Annotated in this window: 15 protein-coding genes and 1 riboswitch; of the genes, 14 read left to right on the top strand and 1 reads right to left on the bottom strand. The window is 40.5% G+C overall.

The features are described from left to right. Positions 1–5: 5 nt before the first annotated feature. A complete protein-coding gene (locus R9C00_06405; GenBank protein WPO37073.1) occupies positions 6–719 on the bottom strand; it encodes a response regulator transcription factor in 714 nt (237 codons plus the stop codon). Positions 720–1,123: 404 nt separating this feature from the next. Between R9C00_06405 and R9C00_06400 the strand changes: the two genes are divergently transcribed. The 14 genes from R9C00_06400 (at position 1,124) to ahcY (ending at position 18,971) form a co-directional block, all read left to right on the top strand. After that, entirely contained in the window at positions 1,124–1,894 is a 771-nt protein-coding gene (locus R9C00_06400) for a hypothetical protein (GenBank protein WPO37072.1), read from the top strand. A gap of 251 nt (positions 1,895–2,145) precedes the next feature. Then, positions 2,146–3,573, top strand: a complete 1,428-nt coding sequence (locus R9C00_06395) for an alkaline phosphatase (protein WPO37071.1) — start codon at positions 2,146–2,148, stop codon at positions 3,571–3,573. Between the two features lie 450 nt (positions 3,574–4,023). Continuing rightward, entirely contained in the window at positions 4,024–4,419 is a 396-nt protein-coding gene (locus R9C00_06390; protein ID WPO37070.1) for an START-like domain-containing protein, read from the top strand. A gap of 536 nt (positions 4,420–4,955) precedes the next feature. Then, a complete protein-coding gene (locus tag R9C00_06385; protein ID WPO37069.1) occupies positions 4,956–6,209 on the top strand; it encodes a GAF domain-containing protein in 1,254 nt (417 codons plus the stop codon). Between the two features lie 127 nt (positions 6,210–6,336). After that, entirely contained in the window at positions 6,337–7,458 is a 1,122-nt protein-coding gene (locus R9C00_06380; protein ID WPO37068.1) for a glycosyltransferase, read from the top strand. A 5-nt stretch (positions 7,459–7,463) separates the two neighbouring features. Further along, a complete protein-coding gene (locus R9C00_06375) occupies positions 7,464–9,026 on the top strand; it encodes a family 10 glycosylhydrolase (protein ID WPO37067.1) in 1,563 nt (520 codons plus the stop codon). 462 nt (positions 9,027–9,488) lie between these two features. Then, positions 9,489–10,763: an efflux RND transporter periplasmic adaptor subunit gene (locus R9C00_06370; protein WPO37066.1), complete on the top strand. Its 1,275-nt coding sequence runs from the start codon at positions 9,489–9,491 to the stop codon at positions 10,761–10,763. A gap of 91 nt (positions 10,764–10,854) precedes the next feature. Continuing rightward, the gene (locus R9C00_06365; GenBank protein WPO38763.1) at positions 10,855–12,231 is read left to right on the top strand and encodes an ABC transporter permease; all 1,377 of its coding nucleotides are present in this window, start codon (positions 10,855–10,857) and stop codon (positions 12,229–12,231) included. A gap of 89 nt (positions 12,232–12,320) precedes the next feature. Continuing rightward, positions 12,321–13,775 (top strand): TolC family protein, encoded by a 1,455-nt coding sequence (locus tag R9C00_06360; GenBank protein WPO37065.1) that lies wholly within the window; start codon positions 12,321–12,323, stop codon positions 13,773–13,775. A 155-nt stretch (positions 13,776–13,930) separates the two neighbouring features. After that, positions 13,931–14,398, top strand: a complete 468-nt coding sequence (locus R9C00_06355) for a hypothetical protein (GenBank protein WPO37064.1) — start codon at positions 13,931–13,933, stop codon at positions 14,396–14,398. Positions 14,399–14,438: 40 nt separating this feature from the next. Then, positions 14,439–14,972 (top strand): AAA family ATPase, encoded by a 534-nt coding sequence (locus tag R9C00_06350; protein WPO37063.1) that lies wholly within the window; start codon positions 14,439–14,441, stop codon positions 14,970–14,972. A 30-nt stretch (positions 14,973–15,002) separates the two neighbouring features. Beyond that, positions 15,003–15,220, top strand: a riboswitch (cobalamin riboswitch). Between the two features lie 148 nt (positions 15,221–15,368). Beyond that, a complete protein-coding gene (locus R9C00_06345; GenBank protein WPO37062.1) occupies positions 15,369–16,457 on the top strand; it encodes an iron ABC transporter permease in 1,089 nt (362 codons plus the stop codon). Then, positions 16,457–17,536 (top strand): ABC transporter ATP-binding protein, encoded by a 1,080-nt coding sequence (locus tag R9C00_06340; protein WPO37061.1) that lies wholly within the window; start codon positions 16,457–16,459, stop codon positions 17,534–17,536. Before R9C00_06345 ends, R9C00_06340 begins: the two co-directional genes overlap by 1 nt. 121 nt (positions 17,537–17,657) lie before the next feature. Continuing rightward, positions 17,658–18,971 (top strand): adenosylhomocysteinase, encoded by a 1,314-nt coding sequence (gene ahcY, locus R9C00_06335; protein WPO37060.1) that lies wholly within the window; start codon positions 17,658–17,660, stop codon positions 18,969–18,971. Positions 18,972–19,035 lie beyond the last annotated feature (64 nt).

Below are 19,035 nucleotides of genomic sequence, written 5' to 3'. Positions count from 1 at the left end.
CTTTATCAAATTATAAACTTGAACCCAATAGCATGTACATTGATGATTTGGATGTCCGGATCCTCCTTCAAGTACTTCCTTAGGCGGGACATAAACACGTCCAAACTTCTGCCTTTGTAGTAATCATCATCCCCCCAAATTTCCTGCAAGATATACTCTCTCCTTATCAGGTCATTGCGGTGGAGGTACAAGAACCTGAGCAATTCGGCTTCACGTGTGGTAAGTTTTCTTGGCTCTGGATCGTCCTCTCCTAAAATCAGTTTTTGGTAAGAAAAATCCAGCGTATATTTTCCAATTTTGAATTCTTTTTGGTCTTCTTGGTCGCTGTGCGGCTTTTTAGGCTGGCTTTGTTGCCTTTTCAAAATCACCTCTATCCTAAGCAAAAGCTCTTCCATGTCAAACGGCTTAGTAAGGTAGTCGTCTGCTCCAAGCTTGAAGGCTTTGATTTTGTCTTTTGCAAGGGTTTTGGATGTGATGAATAAAATAGGCACAAACTCATCGACTTTTCTGATTTCTTGCGCCAATGTAAAACCATCTTTGTATGGCATCATTACATCTAACACACAAATATCGAAACTGTAATTATTGAATGTCGATAGTCCGGTTTTTCCATTGTCACAATAGACAACATCATAACCTCTAATGTCTAGGTACTTTTTCACCAACTTGGCTATAACCCTATCATCCTCTACTAGTAGTACTTTTGCTTTTTTACTCATGACTTTATATGAATGGATAAATAATTCTTTATGATTGTAATTGCAGCAATCACTTTTAATGCTATGCGTTACAACGCTCTAAACTCCTATTTGTTAACGTTTTGTTTATTAGCTCATTATAAAAAATACTTCTGTTTTTTGGACATTCAACAAATTTATATCTTGAACTTACCAAGCTGAACAGTTCGTTAACTTTTGGTGTTCTTATTTTTGAATAACGTTCATTTTCGCTTCTACCCTCTACCTAAAGGGGGTAAAAGATAACATTTATTTACATTTATTAACAAATTTTACCCGCACTTATTTGATGTAACTTGATTTATCATTAATAAGTACAACTAATAAAAGGCATAGTACAATCAGTAACGAGCCTTCCACCATTAACTTGTACTATACTATTTACCGTGAAAAAGAAAACAGCCAACTACCTCTTTTATGCATTCATTGCTTCAGGGACATTTGCCCTAGCATACGCCTATTTATTTTCAAGTCAACTGAGGTGTATGTTGGTGCCGATATCTAGTTTGGAAGAGGTAGCGCCCAATATTTATGTAGAAGAAGAGATGGTAGACGAACAGGTCTCCAACTTTCTTTTTGCTGTTGCAGAAGCCGAAGAACGGTTACATACTTTCTTCGACCCTACCTATGCACAGCCTGTGATAATAGCAGGAAATTCCCCTACAGTTATGCAGACTTATGGCATGCAATCAAGCAGCCCTGGCATGAACCATATCACTCCTTTTGGTTCGTATATTGTGCTTGGGGCGGAAGGGCTAAATGTGGATGTGATCTGCCATGAACTGGTACATGCCGAGTTGTTAGCAAGGCTTGGCTGGCTCAAGAGGGAGCAAGAAATACCCGCATGGTTCGATGAAGGTTTGGCTCTTTTGCTAGACCACCGGTACAAGGACACCAAAAAAACATGGATCCTGCTTACAGACTATGGTAAAAAAGCCCCTTCGCTCAATGAACTAAAAGAAATGAGCGAGTTTCAGAAGTACACAGAAATAAGCCCTTTTCTTTCGTATGTAACCGCTTCCCTAGAAGTGGACAGGTGGTGGAAAATAGTAGGAAAAGAAGGGCTTTCGCAAATGATAGAAAAACTAAACGAAGGACATTCCTTTGCAAAAGCTTACGATGCCGTGGAGCAAAACCACATAAGAGTCGGGAAATAGTGCATAAGCAGCTTCCAAATAACTAGCCTTCCCCTTTCACTCTAAATACCGCTTATTCTTCTGGTAAAATTAAAGGCAGATTAATTTATCCGCCGCCTACTAAAAAAACACGCCTAAACCTTGGGCTATTTAAACTTGTGGGGTTACTTTGGAGCATAGCCGCTTAAGGCTACCCAATTACGTGCAAATAAAGGACTTAAATCCTAAGTTAAACAAGTTAATTATATCACAAAACTGAACCTAATTCAAACATGAAAACCATTTCTCACTATTTACTCCTAGTTGCCTTTTTCCTAGGAACTACAGGATTTACCAACCCAAGTGACGAGCCTAAAAAAGCTAAATATGTCTTCTTTTTTATTGGCGACGGCATGGGTGAAGCTCATGTAAGCCTCACAGAAGCATACCTGGCGGCAGCCAAAGGAGAAGTCGGAACAAAGCTCTTGACTATGAGCAAATTTCCAACTCTAGGATTTCAATCGACTTACTCGAAAAAGAAATTCATAACCGATTCTGCGGCATCGGGCACTGCCTTGGCAACTGGGAGCAAGACTTCCAACGGTACTATTGGCATGAAAGAGGACCACAAAACTGCCGTACATTCAATAGCTTATTCTGCAAAACAAGCAGGACTAAAGGTGGGAATCCTGTCTTCTGTAAGTATAAACCACGCTACGCCAGCCTCTTTTTATGCTCACCAACCTTCTCGAGGTGACTACTACAAAATTGGAGTCCAACTACCTAAAAGTGGTTTTGATGTATTTGGCGGAGGGGGGTTCAACCACCCTACTGGAAAAGAGCCAGGTTCAATGCCAAGTGCATACGAAATCACTGAAAAAGCTGGATACAAATATATCAGCACAAAGCCGGGCTTTGCCAACCTAAAAAGTACTGAAGACAAAATCATGATGGTATCCCCTGATATACTCGGACAGGCGGAAATACCTTATTCAATTGATCAAAAGGCAGGTATGCTTACTTTGGCTGATTTCACGAAGAAAGCTATAAACCTTCTTGATAACCCAAATGGATTTTTCTTGATGGTAGAAGGTGGTAAAATTGACTGGGCTGCACATGCAAATGATGCCGCTTCGGTTGTTCAAGAAGTTATCGATTTTGATAAAGCTATTAAAGAAGCGGTCGATTTTTACAACGAACACCCTGATGAAACCATCATCATTATAACTGCCGACCATGAAACTGGCGGTCTTGCAATGGGAAATAGTAAAATGAAATATGAGTCAAACTTTGCCCTTTTGAAGAAGCAAAAAGGCTCTATTAATGAATTGAACAATTTGTTTATCGATTTTATAAAAGAGAATTCTTTAAAAGAGCTTTCATTTGAAAAAGTGCTTGAGATAGGAAAAGACTTTTTTGGAATAGACAAAAGCGAGTTGGATTCTGAAGAGCTACAAAGCTTACAAATTGCCCATAAGCATCTTATAAACAATGAAGGAACAGAAAGCTTGACCTATGCAGATTCTAATGCAGCAGCAAATGCATGGTTGAAAATCTTCAATACGAAAGCAGGAATTGGTTGGATAAGCCATGCACATACCGGAATACCGGTTCCCGTCCGCGCTTTGGGTGTGCAACAATCAAGCTTTGATGGATTTTATGACAATACCGATATCCCAAAAAAGCTTGCTGAAATAATGGATATCAAGTTTATTAAGTAATTATAATCCAGTACAAAAGACCAATTTATTTTATACTGATACGAAGCTGGTTTTCTTAAATGAAAACACCCCGAACCTAGACGGAACGGGGCGGCTTCATATTGGTACAAAACTGAGTTAACCAACTAGATTTGACCTCAGTTTTTAAATAACTGGCTCTGCCCATGGGCAATTACCAATCACTTCCACCCTTCTTTGTCAATTTCCGTACCACCATCCTCCAACTTGGGCAATCTCTCTCCCCCATGTAAGCTTTTCAGTTTATATCTACCTTAACTGCTTGGAGTTTTGTTTCAAATTTTTAAATTGCGAGACAGGGAAGAACAAAAAGTTCTTTAATCAGCACCTGTATCAGTTAATCGGATACACAAAAAAAGCCCTAGTCGTCCAATAATATAATTACTTAAACAAATTGGGCACAAACAACAGGCTTGACTAAACAAAAACGAAATGGCTAAGTATAAATATGTTACCGAATTCGAGCTGAGGGCAGGAGTCAAAATGCTTTTCCCTTATTTGTCTAACCCTGGTGAAATGCAAGAGTGGCTCGCAGACCAAGTGAATATCTCCAATGATAAGGTATATGAATTTGTGTGGGAAGATGACCAACGAAAGGCTAAAATAGCTACGAAAAGAACAAACAGCCATATTAAATATATTTTCATCCAAGATGGAGAAGAAGATGACGATGATCCGTCTTACTTAGAGTTCAAGATCAACTTCAACGAAATGACCCAATCCTCTTTTTTAAAAGTCATTGATTATTCGGATATGGACGATGAAGAAGAGCTTGAAGACCTCTGGGTTCATTTGGTAGGTAAACTAAAGGAAACTGTAGGAGGGTAAAAAGAGCCTTCTTATACCTCTAGCAGGTATTTTATTTTGCGTCCTGCATTGCTTGTAAGAACCCACCCCCACAAGCAATGCAGGACGCTTCGATGTATAAAACGAAAAAGCTCTTAGGAACCAAAGGTTCTTAAGAGCTTCGTGTTATTAATGAGTATCTCAATTTTATCTTCTATCCGGACATGCATATTATATCCTGACAACACAAAGGTAACATTACAGCTATAAACTTACAAGCCCCAACAACTTACATCCGTAGTGAAAACCTCTTAAAAACAGGACATTTCCCCAACAAATGTTAATAAACCAATTTATACTGGGATGAAAAAATCATTTAAACCTAAAAAACTTACACAACTTCCTTACAGTATTGAATCAATCACTTGGCAACCTCTCGTTTTAAGTTAGACATATACTATCTCTGGCATACCTTATCTGAGCAATGAAATGCAGCTAAACGTTAGATAAAAAAAGCAAAAATCTGGCATATCAATTCAGTGAATAAACCGTTATCCCATAGTAATTCATATACAAAAATGAATTATTCCAATATTTTTAATAAGGATAGAAGACAGTCGTCCAAAACAAAAAGACAATCCATGCTAGGCAAAGGCATTTTTAAGAAAAAGCAAAATACTGATCTCAAAGAATCTTTTGAGCACCTACAAAGAGAAATCTCGGAGGCAACTAGGTTTGTAAGACAAATAGAAGAGGGAAACCTAGAAGCAACTTTTAATGAGGATGCTACAGGTGAACTCAGTGAGTCTCTCGTGAGAATGCGAGACCATATAAAAAAGATTAATGCAGAGGAAAACCAGCGAAACTGGATTACCACGGGTCTTGCAAAGTTTGCCGATATCCTCAGAAACACCGAACAAGATGATGGATCAACCATCTACGATACTATAGTTTCTAATTTGGTGAAATATATGGGTGCAAACCAAGGCGGTCTTTTTTCTCTAAATGACGATAACGAAAATGATATTTTCATCGAAATGCTCTCTTGCTATGCGTATGACCGCAAGAAATTTGATGAAAAGAAAATATTGGTTGGGGAAGGAATGGTCGGTCAGGTATATTTGGAAGGTAAAACCACTTACTTGAAAGTTGTACCAGAAAATTATATCAACATTACTTCTGGCTTGGGTAAAGCTACTCCCAAAAACATCCTAATAGTACCCCTAAAAATCAACGACAAGGTTTACGGTGTTTTAGAGCTAGCGTCCTTCAATTTGTTTGAAGAATACCAAATCAATTTTGTGGAAAAGCTTGGTGAAAATATAGCTTCTGCTATTTCAAACACCAAGAACATTATAAAAACCAAAGAGCTATTGGAATCTTCTCAGATGCAAAGCGAGATGCTTAGGTCACAAGAAGAGGAAATGAGGCAAAACATGGAGGAGCTCCAAGCTACTCAGGAGCAAATGGAGCGTAAGCAAAATGATGTCGAGAAACTAAACGACAAGCTTTCGAAAAATGAAGATATCTTGAAAAAAGCCCTTGAAAAGGCCAAAGAAAAAGAAAAAGATATCATCGCAAAAAACTCGGAAATAGAGGCAAGGGAAGCTTCTCTCACCAAGAAATTGTCGGAAGTTGAGTTTTATCAAACAGAGGCTATTGCCCAAAAAGAAGAGTTGGAAAAGGTTACCAAAAAGCTGGAATCTAACCAACAAATATTGGTAAAAGCCAATATGAAGAGTAAAGAAGCCCAAACGGATCTAAAAAAACAGCTTCTTGAAAAAGAAGCCAAGATAAAGGAGCTAGAGCAACTGCTCAAAGAAAAAGCGTAATCAGAACATAGGATGGTAATGAAAGAATGGTAATTTTGAGGGCTGTATATCAGCCCTTTTTTTGTCCCATAGCCCAATCAACATTAACCATTTTAAGTCCTTGGGGTTTCCAAGCAGTGAGTTGCTTATGAAAATAGCTTATTTATCAACTTTCTATCCTTTCAGAGGAGGGATAGCCCAATACAACGCCAGCCTATTCAGAGCATTGGAAAAAAGCCACGAAGTAAAGGCTTATAACTTTACTGTACAATATCCCAACCTACTTTTCCCCGGCACCAGCCAATATGTTCCCGAAAATGACAATGCCGACCCCATTCCTTCTACCCGTTTATTAAACAGTATCAATCCACTTTCTTACTGGAAAACAGCAACTGAAATTGGAAAATTTGCACCCGATTTACTGATCATTGGTTATTGGATGCCCTTTTTTGGACCTTCCCAAGGCATGGTTGCCAAGCTGCTCCGCAAAAAAGGCTGCAAAGTAATTTCGGTAATCAACAACCTTATCCCTCATGAGCAAAAGCCAGGAGATGCCCAGTTCACCAATTTTTTTGTAAAACAGAACGATGGCTTTGTGGTAATGGGCGAATCGGTAAAAAACGACTTGCTTTCAGTCCGACCAGATGCACCTTTTATACTTCACCCCCACCCTATTTATGCTCACTTTGGAGAGAAAATAGAACGAAATGAGGCTTTAAAAAAACTGGACATAGCTCCCGATAAAAAAGTAATACTCTTCTTTGGGTTAATCCGAGCTTACAAAGGGCTAGATGCGCTGATAGAAGCCATGGGGCAATTATCCGATGAATATGTATTGCTGATAGTGGGCGAAGCATATGAAAGCATTGAAAAATATAAGAAGCTGATAGAGACAAGTCCTAATAAAGAAGGTATTCGACTTATCAACGAATATGTGCCAGATGAAGAGGTGAACACTTATTTTTCGGCTGCGGATGTAAATATTTTACCCTACCGCACCGCCACCCAAAGCGGGGTTTCTGCCGTTGCCTTCCATTTTGATGTGCCTATCATAGTGACCGACAAAGGAAGCCTCAAAGAAAGCGTAAAACCTTATGGTACGGGTTTGGCTATTCCCGATGCTGAGCCAACCCTTATAGCAAATGCTATCCAAGAAGTATTTAGGGAGGGGAATCTTGAAAAATTCAAGCAAAATATAGCCAGTTTTAAAGCAAAGTTCACTTGGGCAAACCTTGCCGAGGAAATCACCACTTTTACAAAAACATTATAAAACTAATGAAGCTCAATTTCCCTACTTCACTCCTCTTCATTTTCCTTTTCATAAACCAGTATCTTCAAGCCCAAACTGCCCCCAAGCGAGAACTTCGCGCAGCATGGATAGCTACTGTTGCAAATATTGACTGGCCCTCAAAACCCGGACTTGAACCCAAAGCACAACAAGAGGAATTTGTTGAATTACTGGATATGCTAGAAAAGCTCAACATGAATGCGGTAATAGTGCAGGTCAGGCCTTCCACCGACGCCTTTTATTACTCAAGGTTTGAACCTTGGTCAGAATGGCTTAGCGGAGAGCAAGGAAAATCGCCCCAGCCCTATTACGACCCGCTTCAGTTTATGATAGCAGAAGCACATGAAAGAGGTATGGAATTTCACGCTTGGTTCAACCCTTACCGAGCTATTTTCGATACGTCAAAGTCAAGCATTGAAGAATTCCACCTCACCAAAACTCGCCCAGACCTGTTTTTAACCTATGGGAAAAAAGTCTATTTCGATCCGGGAATTCCTGTAGTGCGAGATTACCTAGTAAATGTGATAAAGGATGTAACGCTGAGGTACGACATAGATGCCGTCCATTTTGATGATTATTTTTACCCTTACAAAATAGCTGGTCAAGACTTTCCCGACAGCACCTCTTTTAGGTTTTACGGAACAGGGTTCACCCCCGAAACCAAAGAAGATTGGCGGAGGAAAAATGTAGACGAGGTGATAGAGGCACTTAGCAAGGGGATAAAAGAAGTGAAGCCAGACGTGAAGTTTGGAATCAGCCCCTTTGGTGTGTGGAGAAACATTGACAGAGATGCGGAGGGTTCCAATACAAAAGCAGGCATGACCAACTACGATGACCTCTACGCCGATATTCTCAAATGGTTGAAACTTGGTTGGATAGATTATGTAGCCCCTCAACTTTACTGGCCACAAGGGCATCCTGCGGCGGACTATACCACCCTGCTCCAGTGGTGGGACAAACACGCTTATGGCAGGCATGTGTACGTGGGGCATGCCATTTATCGAATCGGGCAGTCGAGGCCAGAAAAATGGCTCGACCCTGCCGAGCTTCCCGAGCAAATCCAGATGAGTAGGCAAAAAACGAGTATAATGGGCAATGCATTCTACAGCTCCAAGCATTTTAAGAAAAACTCTTTAGGCTTTTGCGACAGCTTAAAAACAAGCATTTACCCTACCAAAGCCCTCCCTCCTACCATGCCTTGGATAGACAAAACGACTCCTGCACCTCCTTCTAGGATAAATTGTAAAAAAGGGGAAAATGGAGAAGCTGTCCTCCAGTGGAGCCAAGCAGAAGACTCTTCGGGCAAGCCTATTTATCACATTGTGTACAGAGCAGAAGGCAAAGATGAAAACATTGTGCCAGAGAATAAAAACATCAGCAGTTTCCGAAGAGTGGAAAGAAACGAATTTAGGGATACGGATGTAAAGAAAAACAAAAAGTACACCTATATAATAACGGCCATAGACCGCACTGGAAACGAAAGTGGGAAAAGCCAAGTCCTTTGTATCAAAAACAAAAAAAGAAAAATCAAATCAAAGATTTTGGATTAGGGCATTTAGAGCCTGTTTAAATTTCATCTATTTAGCTGCAAACGCTCATTTATGGAGTCTCACTTGAAAACCTAAATTTTAAACATGCTTATATAAAAAAACCTTTTCATCCTATTTTTTACCCCTTGGTGTATTTATCACCTTGTTTCAGCCAAAATGGTTTGACATATTGAAGGGAACGGTTAATTTCACAATTATTCCGTTCTGAACGGGACTTTTACCAATCAACTGATAGACTTTTTGAAGGCACAATCAATGCTTGTTTAGCTACTCTACCAATTTATCAGAAATACAAATGCCTGCTCTATCTCAAATGCATAAACTTTTTTCATTTTCTATGCTTAATCTTTATAGGCTAACTTTTTTTAATGAGAAAAAATAAACATTACATATATTTAGTAAATTTCCAATATAAAATACCCTAGGGCAAACGGATTGCCCTTACACAAATACCTATCAAAGATGAAAAAGAGATATATTATCCCAGGAGCTATTATTGTTGCCTTGTTAGCGGTGTTCCTATTGTGGGAGACAGATGCTGATAGCAGCAATGAGATTACAGTTACAGTCAAGAAAAGTGATTTTGAAATAGCCATTACTACTACAGGTGAGCTTGACCCTATTAACTCGGTAAGCATCAGAGGTCCCAGAGGCTTGCGCCGAAGTGGCTTGAGAGAATTTAAAATCGAAAAGCTTATCCCAGAAGGTTCGAGGGTAAAAGCCGGAGACTTTATAGCAGAGCTAGATAAATCTGAGCTTTTCAACAAATACCAAGAAGAACGAGATCAACTTACCAAAGAACAGGCGGAATACACTCAGACAAAACTTGATACCGCTCTTCAATTAAGAGAAGCACGAGATAATATCCTTAACCTCCAATTTAATGTTGAGGAAAAGGAAATTGTTTTGGAACAATCTCAATTTGAACCGCCAGCAACTATTAAGCAAGCGGAAATAGAACTTACCAAGGCTAAAAGAGATTTAAAACAAGCCAAGGAAAACTATGAGATAAAAGCTGAGCAAGCTAGAGCAAAAATGACTGAGGCTCAAATGGAGCTAAACGAACAACAACAAGATGTTAAGTTTTTAGATGACCTGTTAAGTAGCTTTACCATTATAGCTCCACAAAACGGCATGGTGATCTACACAAAGTCTTGGAATGGCAAAAAAATACGAGAAGGATCGACCATCTCCTCATGGAATCCTGAAGTAGCAACCCTTCCCGACCTTAGCACTATGATTTCCAAAACCTATGTAAACGAGGTGGATATCATGAAGATTAAGAGAGGCCAACCTGTTAAGATTGGGTTAGATGCTTTCCCAGAAAAAAAGCTGACCGGCTTGGTTACTCAAGTAGCCAACGTAGGTGAACAAAAGCCAAACTCCGATGCGAAAGTATTTGAAGTACTCATAAAAGTGAGCGAAAGCGATACCACCCTCCGCCCTGCCATGACTACAAGTAACATCATCATTTCGAATACTGTAGAAAATGTTCTTTCTGTGCCATTGGAATGCCTTCACAACCAAGGCGACTCTATTACTTATGTATACACCAAACTTGGCATTGGAACTACAAAACAGCAGGTGATGGTAGGGAGTACCAACGACAACGAAGCGGTGATAGAAAGCGGAATAGAAGAAGGCGATGAAATTTATCTCTCCACTCCAATAGGCATGGAAGATGAACGAATTAAGCTACTAGACGGCGGAGAGGCAGAACAAGTGGCTTCTAATTAACAGATTTTGAATGACAAAGGCGGCAACTCCGCCTTTTTTAAACATCACTCACAAAACCCAAGCCCCTGTAAAGCAGGGGAACTTCATAGAAATGAATAATTTAGAAAGGTATTTATCCAACCTTTATATAGCTACCGAAGCATTGCTTTCAAATAAAATGAGAACAATGCTCACCGCCCTTGGAATTATATTTGGGGTGGCTGCTGTAATTGCTATGTTAGCCGTTGGGAATGGTGCCCAGCAAGAAGTGTTGGAGCAAATCAAATTGGTAGGGGTCAACAACATTGTAGTCACGCCAGTGGTGGAGCAAGTGGAAGAAAATGTAGATGATGACTCGGGAGGAGGAAAAGAAAAAGTTCAATTCTCACCAGGGCTTACCCTTTTAGATGCGAAAAGTGTAAAAAAAATCCTTCCGACTATCTCCAAAATGAGCCCAGAGATTTTGCTAGAGACACAAATTGTGTGTAACGGCATTAGGAGATCCGCAAAACTTGTTGGTGTTGAGCCATCTTATTTTGATATTTATAATTTCAACTTAGCTGAGGGCAGGGAGTTCAACGAACATAACCTCGCTTACGGAGACCAAGTTTGTATAATCGGAAGAGGTATCAAATCAAAATTTTTTAGTAAATCTAATCCCATAGGGAAGTACATCAAATGTGGTCCACACTGGCTCAAGATCATTGGGGTGATGGAAGAAAGGATGGTTTCAAAATCCAGTATTTCTTCTAAGCTAGGCATCCGAGATTTTAATATGGATGTTTATACGCCCATTCAAACTATCCTTACCCGCTACAAAAACAGGGCACTTATCACGGCAAGTATGATCAGGCAAGCTGCGGCTAGTAATGGAGGTTTTTTCATTGTGAGAAGCGGAGGTGGAGATGAAGAAGATGTGCCTACCGCAGACAAAAACTACCATCAACTTGACAAACTAGTAGTACAAGTAGAAGAAACAGAGTATCTCAACGCAACGGCTGACGTAATTGCCCGGATGTTGGAAAGAAGGCACTTCAGAATGGTCGATTACGAAATCACTATCCCGGAGCTCTTGCTCAAACAGCAGCAGCGAACCAAGGATATTTTCAACATAGTACTTGGAGCTATTGCAGGAATCTCATTGATAGTTGGGGGGATTGGAATCATGAATATCATGCTAGCATCGGTAATGGAGCGGATCAAGGAAATCGGGCTTAGAATTTCCCTCGGGGCAAAACGCATCGACATTGTCCTCCAATTTTTATTCGAATCTGTGATGATCAGCCTTTCAGGAGGGTTGATTGGGGTGATACTGGGAGTTTCCTTGGCGCTTATAATCGCCGAAGTAGCCGATATTCCTACTATTATTTCTCCAGGATCTATCATTGTTTCCTTCGCAGTAGCAGCTGGTGTTGGGCTTATCTTCGGAATTACTCCTGCAAAAAGAGCTGCAGACCAAGACCCCATTACCTCGCTGAGGCATGAGTAAATTTTGTGGTGGAAACCTATAATTCCACCTGCACAATGCCTTTGCATAATTTTAAATTGATACACAAGATCTTCTAAGACTTCAGAAAAATGCAGACAAAAAGAATACTGCCAGTTATCATTTTTTTTATTTTAATTACAAATGGGCTATTCGCCCAGCAAGTTTACGACCTGAGCCAAGTGATTAATTTGGCAAAAATGAATTCACTCAGCTCATTACAAGCAAAAAACAGGAAGGAAAACCGCTATTGGCAATACAAAACCTACCAATCCAACTACAAGCCACAGCTCTCTCTAGATGGCTCTTTGCCAGACTTTAATAGTTCCATCTCTCCTGTTACCCAGCCAGATGGTACAGATATATTTATAAGAAGAAGCTTGGCAAGTTCGGATTTACAACTTAGTATCAGCCAAGCTATTTCGGCTACAGGCGGGCGGATCTTTGCCGGTACCAACGTTCAGCGGATTGACCTATATGGAGATAATAGGTCTACCAGCTACGCTGCATCTCCTTTAATATTTGGTGTTACCCAACCTGTATTTGGGTTTAACGAACTAAAATGGGACAAAAGAATAGAACCAATCAGGTACGAAGAATCTATTAAAGATTATAATGAAGAAGTGGAACGGGTAGCCATTCGAGCCAGCAACTTATTTTTCAGCTTACTCCTCGCCCAGATTTCACTAGAAATCTCTCAAAAAAACAAGATCAACAACGATACTATTTACCGGATTGCCGAAGGAAGGTACGAGCTGGGAAAAATCGCAGAAAACGAACTTCTACAGTTGGAGCTCAACCTTGTTAATTCGGAACAACAAGTAAGGCAAGCTCGGTTAGACTTGGAAACAACTATGCTCAACCTAAACACGTTCATTGGAAACCCTGATAACCAAGAAGTCACTTTAATTGCCCCTGCCGAAATACCAGATTTCCCGATTGACGTAGAGTTGGCTATTCAACAAGCAAAAAAGAACCGGCAGCAGTATTTAGCATTTAAACGGGAGCTAATGGAAGCAGAACGGGAGGTTGCCCAAGCCAAAGGGCAAAGCGGGCTCAATGTGAACGTAGTAGGAAGTTTCGGTCTCACCAGCCAAAGCAATACTTTCGATATGCTTTATAATGACATGCAAGACCAGCAGCGTTTAGCTGTTACTTTTCAAATCCCGATCATGGACTGGGGAAGGCAAAAAGCAATGAAAAACACAGCTATAGCCAATCAAGAACTCGTAAAAAACACAGTTGCCCAAGAGGAGATCAACTTTGAACAAGAAATCTATACTCTGGTGAAACAATTCCCCATTTTGAGAGAACAATTGAAAGCTTCGATAAGAGCCGATGAAATTGCCCAACTCAGGTACGACATTTCCCAGCAGCGCTATTTGGTAGCCAAAATCAGTATTACAGACTTAAACATTGCACTAAAAGAGAAAGACGAGGCCAAACAAAACTATCTCCAATCACTTCGGGATTTTTGGAGTGCTTATTACACCATTAGGGCGCTTACTCTCTATGACTTTGAGCAAAATGTGGAGATAACGTATTAGTTTTAAAAAGCGATTGAAAATGAAGCCCTGTGGGAGCCCACAGGGCTTTTTTGTTTTTTTAACAGTAAATACGCCAAGGCTATTAAACCTTTTGACCAAAAAAAGCATCTTATTTGTAGAAACTTTACAAAACAACTATCAAAAAACATCTGATCATGAAACACTTTCACTACTTATACATCTTTTTATTTAGCCTGATAGCTCTGAGCTCCTGCTCAGATGATAACGTTGAGGTTACCCAAGACGATGATGCTTTTGCCAACTGGCAACTCAAAAGTACCAGCTCGCAAGTAATAGTTGACCCTGCAAAATATAGCGAAGCAAGCAAAGACGAGTTTTTCTACAAACATGCAGAGATAAAAAACGACTCTTTGGAATTGGTAATCAGCTATGGCGGAGGCTGTGGTGAAATAAAAGCTTACATGGTTACAGATGGCTATTTGACGAAATCGATGCCACCTCAGCTCAACCTCCTTCTTTCTTTTGAAGACCACGATTTTTGCGAAGCAATAGTACAGGACACACTTACTTTTGACCTAAAGCCTTTGCAAAAAGAGGGGCATAATAGCATTGTTTTACACTTAGAGAAATATACAAAAGAACTAGTCTATCAATTTGAGTAGCTTTTCCGCTTCCTTTTTACCTTTGCCGAAAAAAATACAAATGGTAAGAAGAATAGTAATAACGGGAGGGCCTGGAGCAGGGAAAACTACCTTAATTAACAAACTACAAAGCCTTGGATATATAATAAGCGAAGAAGTCAGTCGAAAGCTTATCCAACAAGAATCGTCCAAAAAGAAAGGCCTGTTGCCTTGGGAGAATCTTCCCGCATTTGCCCTGCTTTGTTGCAAAGAAATGGCTACTGAATGGGAGCATGCTTCTCAGAATCCCTCTTTTGTCTTTTTTGACAGAGGTATGCCCGATATTTTAGCTTACTTGCGTTGCAATAATCTACCGGACTTGGGAGTAAAAAAGAGCATTCTCTCCCACCCTTACTATACTACCGTTTTTTGGTGTCCACCGTGGGAAGAAGTCTATGTCAACGACCCAGAAAGGCCCCAATCCTATACCGAAGCTTTTGCCCTCGGCACAGCCATCCAAAAAGTATATATAGAACTTGGCTACAAGGTGATTGAACTTCCCAAAACGACTGTAGAAACTAGAGCGGAAATGATCTTTAGCGAATTGAGCAGTTGAAAACCCTACCTTCATTCGGGAAATGTGTTATCTTTGTAGAAGAAAAGTGGTTGCAAGCCCTTGCATAAGGGCAAGCATGAAAAGGGAATCCAGTGAAACTCTGGAACAGTCCCCGCTGCTGTAATCCTGTTGTTGCTTTGCAACATCTAGAGGTGAGGCTCTTACCTTCGCCACTGCCCTAATTGGGGCGGGAAGGCAAGCCAAAACCTGGGAAAGTCAGAAGACCTGCCATTTTTGTATATAGCTTTAAGCTTTCGGGAGAAAAGCGAATAAGTAACAGGCGACAGCCAGCTTATCTTAGTTTTTCCAATAATTATACAAGGAGGATTCGGGGCAGATCCATCGAGTACGAAAGCTACATTCCGTCATTATCATGGCTGTATTTTTTGAAACTTTATGCAAAGAACAAGTAGTATAGATACTCGGCAAGAAATAAAGCTGCCAAGTTTAGCCCCCAAGCTATCTTGGATGTTGGCACTGATTACCCTATTGATTCTTTTTTTGGTCTTAGACGTTGCCCTTGGCTCTGTTAATATCCCTTTTACGGAAGTAGTCGCCATATTGGTAGGCAAAGGTTCGGACAATATAGCTTGGCTCAAGATTGTAGAAACTATTCGTGTCCCAAAAGCATTCACCGCAATTTTGGCTGGGGCGGCACTGGCCGTAAGTGGCTTGCAAATGCAAACGCTTTTTAGAAACCCACTTGCAGGTCCTTCAGTTTTAGGCATTTCTGCAGGGGCAAGTTTAGGCGTAGCTGTTGTGATGCTTAGCTCGGGTTTTGTGACCACTAGCTTTGCCCTGAGGCAACTGGGGATAGGTGGAAGTTGGCTTATCATTTTAGCATCTACCCTTGGTTCAGCTTTCATTCTCCTTATCATTATAGGGATTTCGCTCCGAATCAACGATAATGTTGTTTTATTGATAGTAGGGCTGATGATCGCCAATTTGACCATTGCCATGGTAAGTATTTGGCAATATTTCAGCAGCCCCGAACAAATTCAAGATTACCTTTTGTGGACTTTCGGTAGCCTTGGAGGGGTTACCCAACAACACCTCAAAGTACTGAGTATTTCGGTAGGAGTTGGCGTACTGATCACGTTTATTTCTTCCAAATACCTCAACCTTTTGCTCATGGGAGAAAACTACGCTAGCAGCATGGGGTTGAACCTCAAAAAAATAAAAATCTTGATCATCCTTTCCACTAGCCTGTTGGCAGGTGCGGTGACCGGTTTTTGTGGGCCTATTGGTTTTGTAGGTATAGCAGTACCCCACCTTTGTCGCTCGTTATTCAACACGTCGGATCATCGTGTATTGATCCCCTCGGCTTGTCTAATGGGTGCTTGCATCATGCTTTTTTGCGATATCATTGCACAAATACCTGGGCACCAGAGCACGCTTCCTATCAACTCGGTAACAGCTATTATCGGTTCACCCGTAGTAATTTGGGTGATTATTCAACGAAAAAATTTAAAAGGAGCTTTCTAATGAGAAAACTGACCGATATGGAAAATATAACACTTGCCTCCAAATCCACGACTTCCCTTAACGGCGTATCACAGCTTCCGAAAATCCTGCGCACCAACGATCTTCAAATTGGGTACAAATCCAAAAAAGGAAACAAAATGGTTGCCGAGCATCTCAATTTGGAGCTATATCCTGGTCAACTGGTCTGTCTTTTAGGAGCCAATGGAGCTGGAAAAAGTACGCTCATGCGAACACTGGCAGGAATCCAAGCGCCTTTGAAAGGGGGAATTTGGCTAGAAGATATCGATATCCATAAAGTTAAAAAGACAGAGCTGGCAAAAAAACTCAGTTTGGTACTCACCGAAAATATGACAGTAGGAAATTTAAGTGTGTACAGCCTCCTATCCCTCGGCCGCTACCCTTACGTTGGTTGGTTTGGGCAACTAAGCGAAGAAGACAAGCGGGTGATAAAAGAAGCTGTAAAAGCTACTGGAATTGAAGAATTTCTCGACAAACAAATAAGTCAGCTCAGCGACGGCGAAAGGCAAAAAGTACTTATTACAAGGGCTTTGGTTCAAGATACTCCACTGATCATGCTGGACGAACCAACCGCCCACCTTGACCTTCCCAACCGAGTTGAAATCATCCGTTTGCTTAGAGAGATGGCCCGCAAGACTGGGAAAGCAATTGTACTTTCAACCCACGAACTAGACCTTGCCCTCCAAGCAGCCGATAACATTTGGCTTATGATGCCCAACCAGTCCATGGTTACTGGCATGCCAGAAGACTTGATCTTACAAGGTACATTTGAAAAAGCTTTCCAAAAAGGTGGCTTTGATTTTTGTAAAGAAACAGGGACGTTCAAGGTCAATATTCCTCAGAGGGGGAAAACTATCAACCTAAAAGGAGATAAAGCCCATTACTTCTGGACAAAAAGAGCCTTGGAACGAGAAGGCTTTTCTTTTGATGAAAATGCTGATTTAGAATTGAATATCCACCAAAATGGACAGGGTACAGAGTGGGTTTTGTATAAAAATGGTGAAGCCCAAAAATTCTCTTCTGTAGCATCTACGATAAGGCACCTAAGTTCAACAAAATAATTTTTTTCATATATTAAAGGAGTTCTGAATAACATACACGCTGATCAGTAGTTATTTTCATTGATGTTTACATTAGAAAGAACTACTTTTGCAAATCTTTAAAAATAAAAAATTCCATCCAATGTCACAGACTACACTTAATTACAAAGTAAAAGACATAAACCTAGCAGATTGGGGTCGTAAAGAAATCAAATTGGCTGAAGCAGAAATGCCAGGTTTGATGTCCCTAAGAGAAGAATATGGCGCTGAGCAGCCTTTGAAAGGCGCAAGAATCGCTGGTTGTTTACACATGACTATCCAAACAGCTGTTTTGATAGAAACTTTAGTTGCATTAGGTGCTGAAGTTACTTGGTCATCTTGTAATATTTTCTCTACACAAGATCAAGCTGCTGCTGCAATTGCCGCTGCTGGCATCCCTGTTTACGCTTGGAAAGGTATGAACGAGGAAGAATTCAACTGGTGTATTGAGCAAACTCTTTTCTTTGGAGAGGGTGATGACAAGAAGCCATTGAACATGATTTTGGATGATGGCGGTGACCTTACCAACATGGTGCTTGACGAGTATCCTGAATTGGTTGCTGGCATCAAAGGTCTTTCTGAAGAAACTACTACTGGTGTTCACAGATTGTACGAAAGGGTAAAAAATGGAACTCTTCCAATGCCTGCTATCAACGTGAACGATTCAGTTACAAAATCTAAATTTGATAACAAATACGGTTGCCGTGAGTCTGCAGTAGATGCGATAAGAAGAGCTACTGATGTAATGTTGGCTGGTAAAGTTGCCGTTGTTGCTGGATATGGTGATGTTGGAAAGGGAACTGCTCTTTCACTTAGCGGTGCTGGCGCAAGGGTTATCGTTACTGAAATTGACCCAATTTGTGCGCTACAAGCTGCAATGGACGGTTATGAAGTAAAGAAAATGGTAAATGCTGTACCAAGAGCTGATATTGTAATTACTTGTACTGGTAACTACAACATCATTTCTGAAGAGCACTTCAAGTTGATGGGAGACAAAACCATCGTTTGTAATATTGGTCACTTCGATAATGAAATTGACATGGCTTGGCTGAATGGCAACTACGGTGATACTAAATACGAAGTAAAACCTCAAGTTGACGTTTACAATGTAGATGGAAAAGAAATCATCATCTTAGCTGAAGGTAGATTGGTGAACTTGGGATGTGCAACTGGCCACCCATCGTTTGTGATGTCTAACTCTTTCACGAACCAAACGCTAGCTCAAATAGAGCTTTGGAACAACTCTGCAAACTACGAGAACAAAGTTTATACGTTGCCTAAGCACTTGGACGAAAAAGTAGCTGCCTTGCACCTTGAAAAAATTGGTGTTGAATTGGACGAGCTTTCTGAAGAGCAAGCTAAATATATTGGTGTGGAACAACAAGGACCATTCAAACCTGAACATTACAGGTACTAATCTGTAAAAACCAGTTCATATAGAATCCCAGTAGGCTAGCTTACTGGGATTTTTTTGTGCTTCA

It is taken from the genome of Flammeovirgaceae bacterium SG7u.111 (assembly GCA_034044135.1).
In the GTDB taxonomy this organism is placed as follows: Bacteria; Bacteroidota; Bacteroidia; order Cytophagales; family Flammeovirgaceae.
Note: the sequence above shows the minus strand (reverse complement) of the source record. Positions and strands in the feature narration are given on the sequence as shown.

Bases quoted from the DNA above. Each gene is read 5' to 3' on its own strand.
- R9C00_06370 (WPO37066.1), top strand. From the start codon at position 9,489: ATGAAAAAGAGATATATTATCCCAGGAGCTATTATTGTTGCCTTGTTA.
- R9C00_06375 (WPO37067.1), top strand. From the start codon at position 7,464: ATGAAGCTCAATTTCCCTACTTCACTCCTCTTCATTTTCCTTTTCATA.
- R9C00_06385 (WPO37069.1), top strand. From the start codon at position 4,956: ATGAATTATTCCAATATTTTTAATAAGGATAGAAGACAGTCGTCCAAA.
- R9C00_06390 (WPO37070.1), top strand. From the start codon at position 4,024: ATGGCTAAGTATAAATATGTTACCGAATTCGAGCTGAGGGCAGGAGTC.
- R9C00_06340 (WPO37061.1), top strand. From the start codon at position 16,457: ATGAGAAAACTGACCGATATGGAAAATATAACACTTGCCTCCAAATCC.
- R9C00_06395 (WPO37071.1), top strand. From the start codon at position 2,146: ATGAAAACCATTTCTCACTATTTACTCCTAGTTGCCTTTTTCCTAGGA.
- R9C00_06365 (WPO38763.1), top strand. From the start codon at position 10,855: ATGAATAATTTAGAAAGGTATTTATCCAACCTTTATATAGCTACCGAA.
- R9C00_06345 (WPO37062.1), top strand. From the start codon at position 15,369: ATGCAAAGAACAAGTAGTATAGATACTCGGCAAGAAATAAAGCTGCCA.
- R9C00_06405 (WPO37073.1), bottom strand. From the start codon at position 719: ATGAGTAAAAAAGCAAAAGTACTACTAGTAGAGGATGATAGGGTTATA.
- R9C00_06360 (WPO37065.1), top strand. From the start codon at position 12,321: ATGCAGACAAAAAGAATACTGCCAGTTATCATTTTTTTTATTTTAATT.
- R9C00_06350 (WPO37063.1), top strand. From the start codon at position 14,439: ATGGTAAGAAGAATAGTAATAACGGGAGGGCCTGGAGCAGGGAAAACT.
- ahcY (WPO37060.1), top strand. From the start codon at position 17,658: ATGTCACAGACTACACTTAATTACAAAGTAAAAGACATAAACCTAGCA.
- R9C00_06355 (WPO37064.1), top strand. From the start codon at position 13,931: ATGAAACACTTTCACTACTTATACATCTTTTTATTTAGCCTGATAGCT.
- R9C00_06380 (WPO37068.1), top strand. From the start codon at position 6,337: ATGAAAATAGCTTATTTATCAACTTTCTATCCTTTCAGAGGAGGGATA.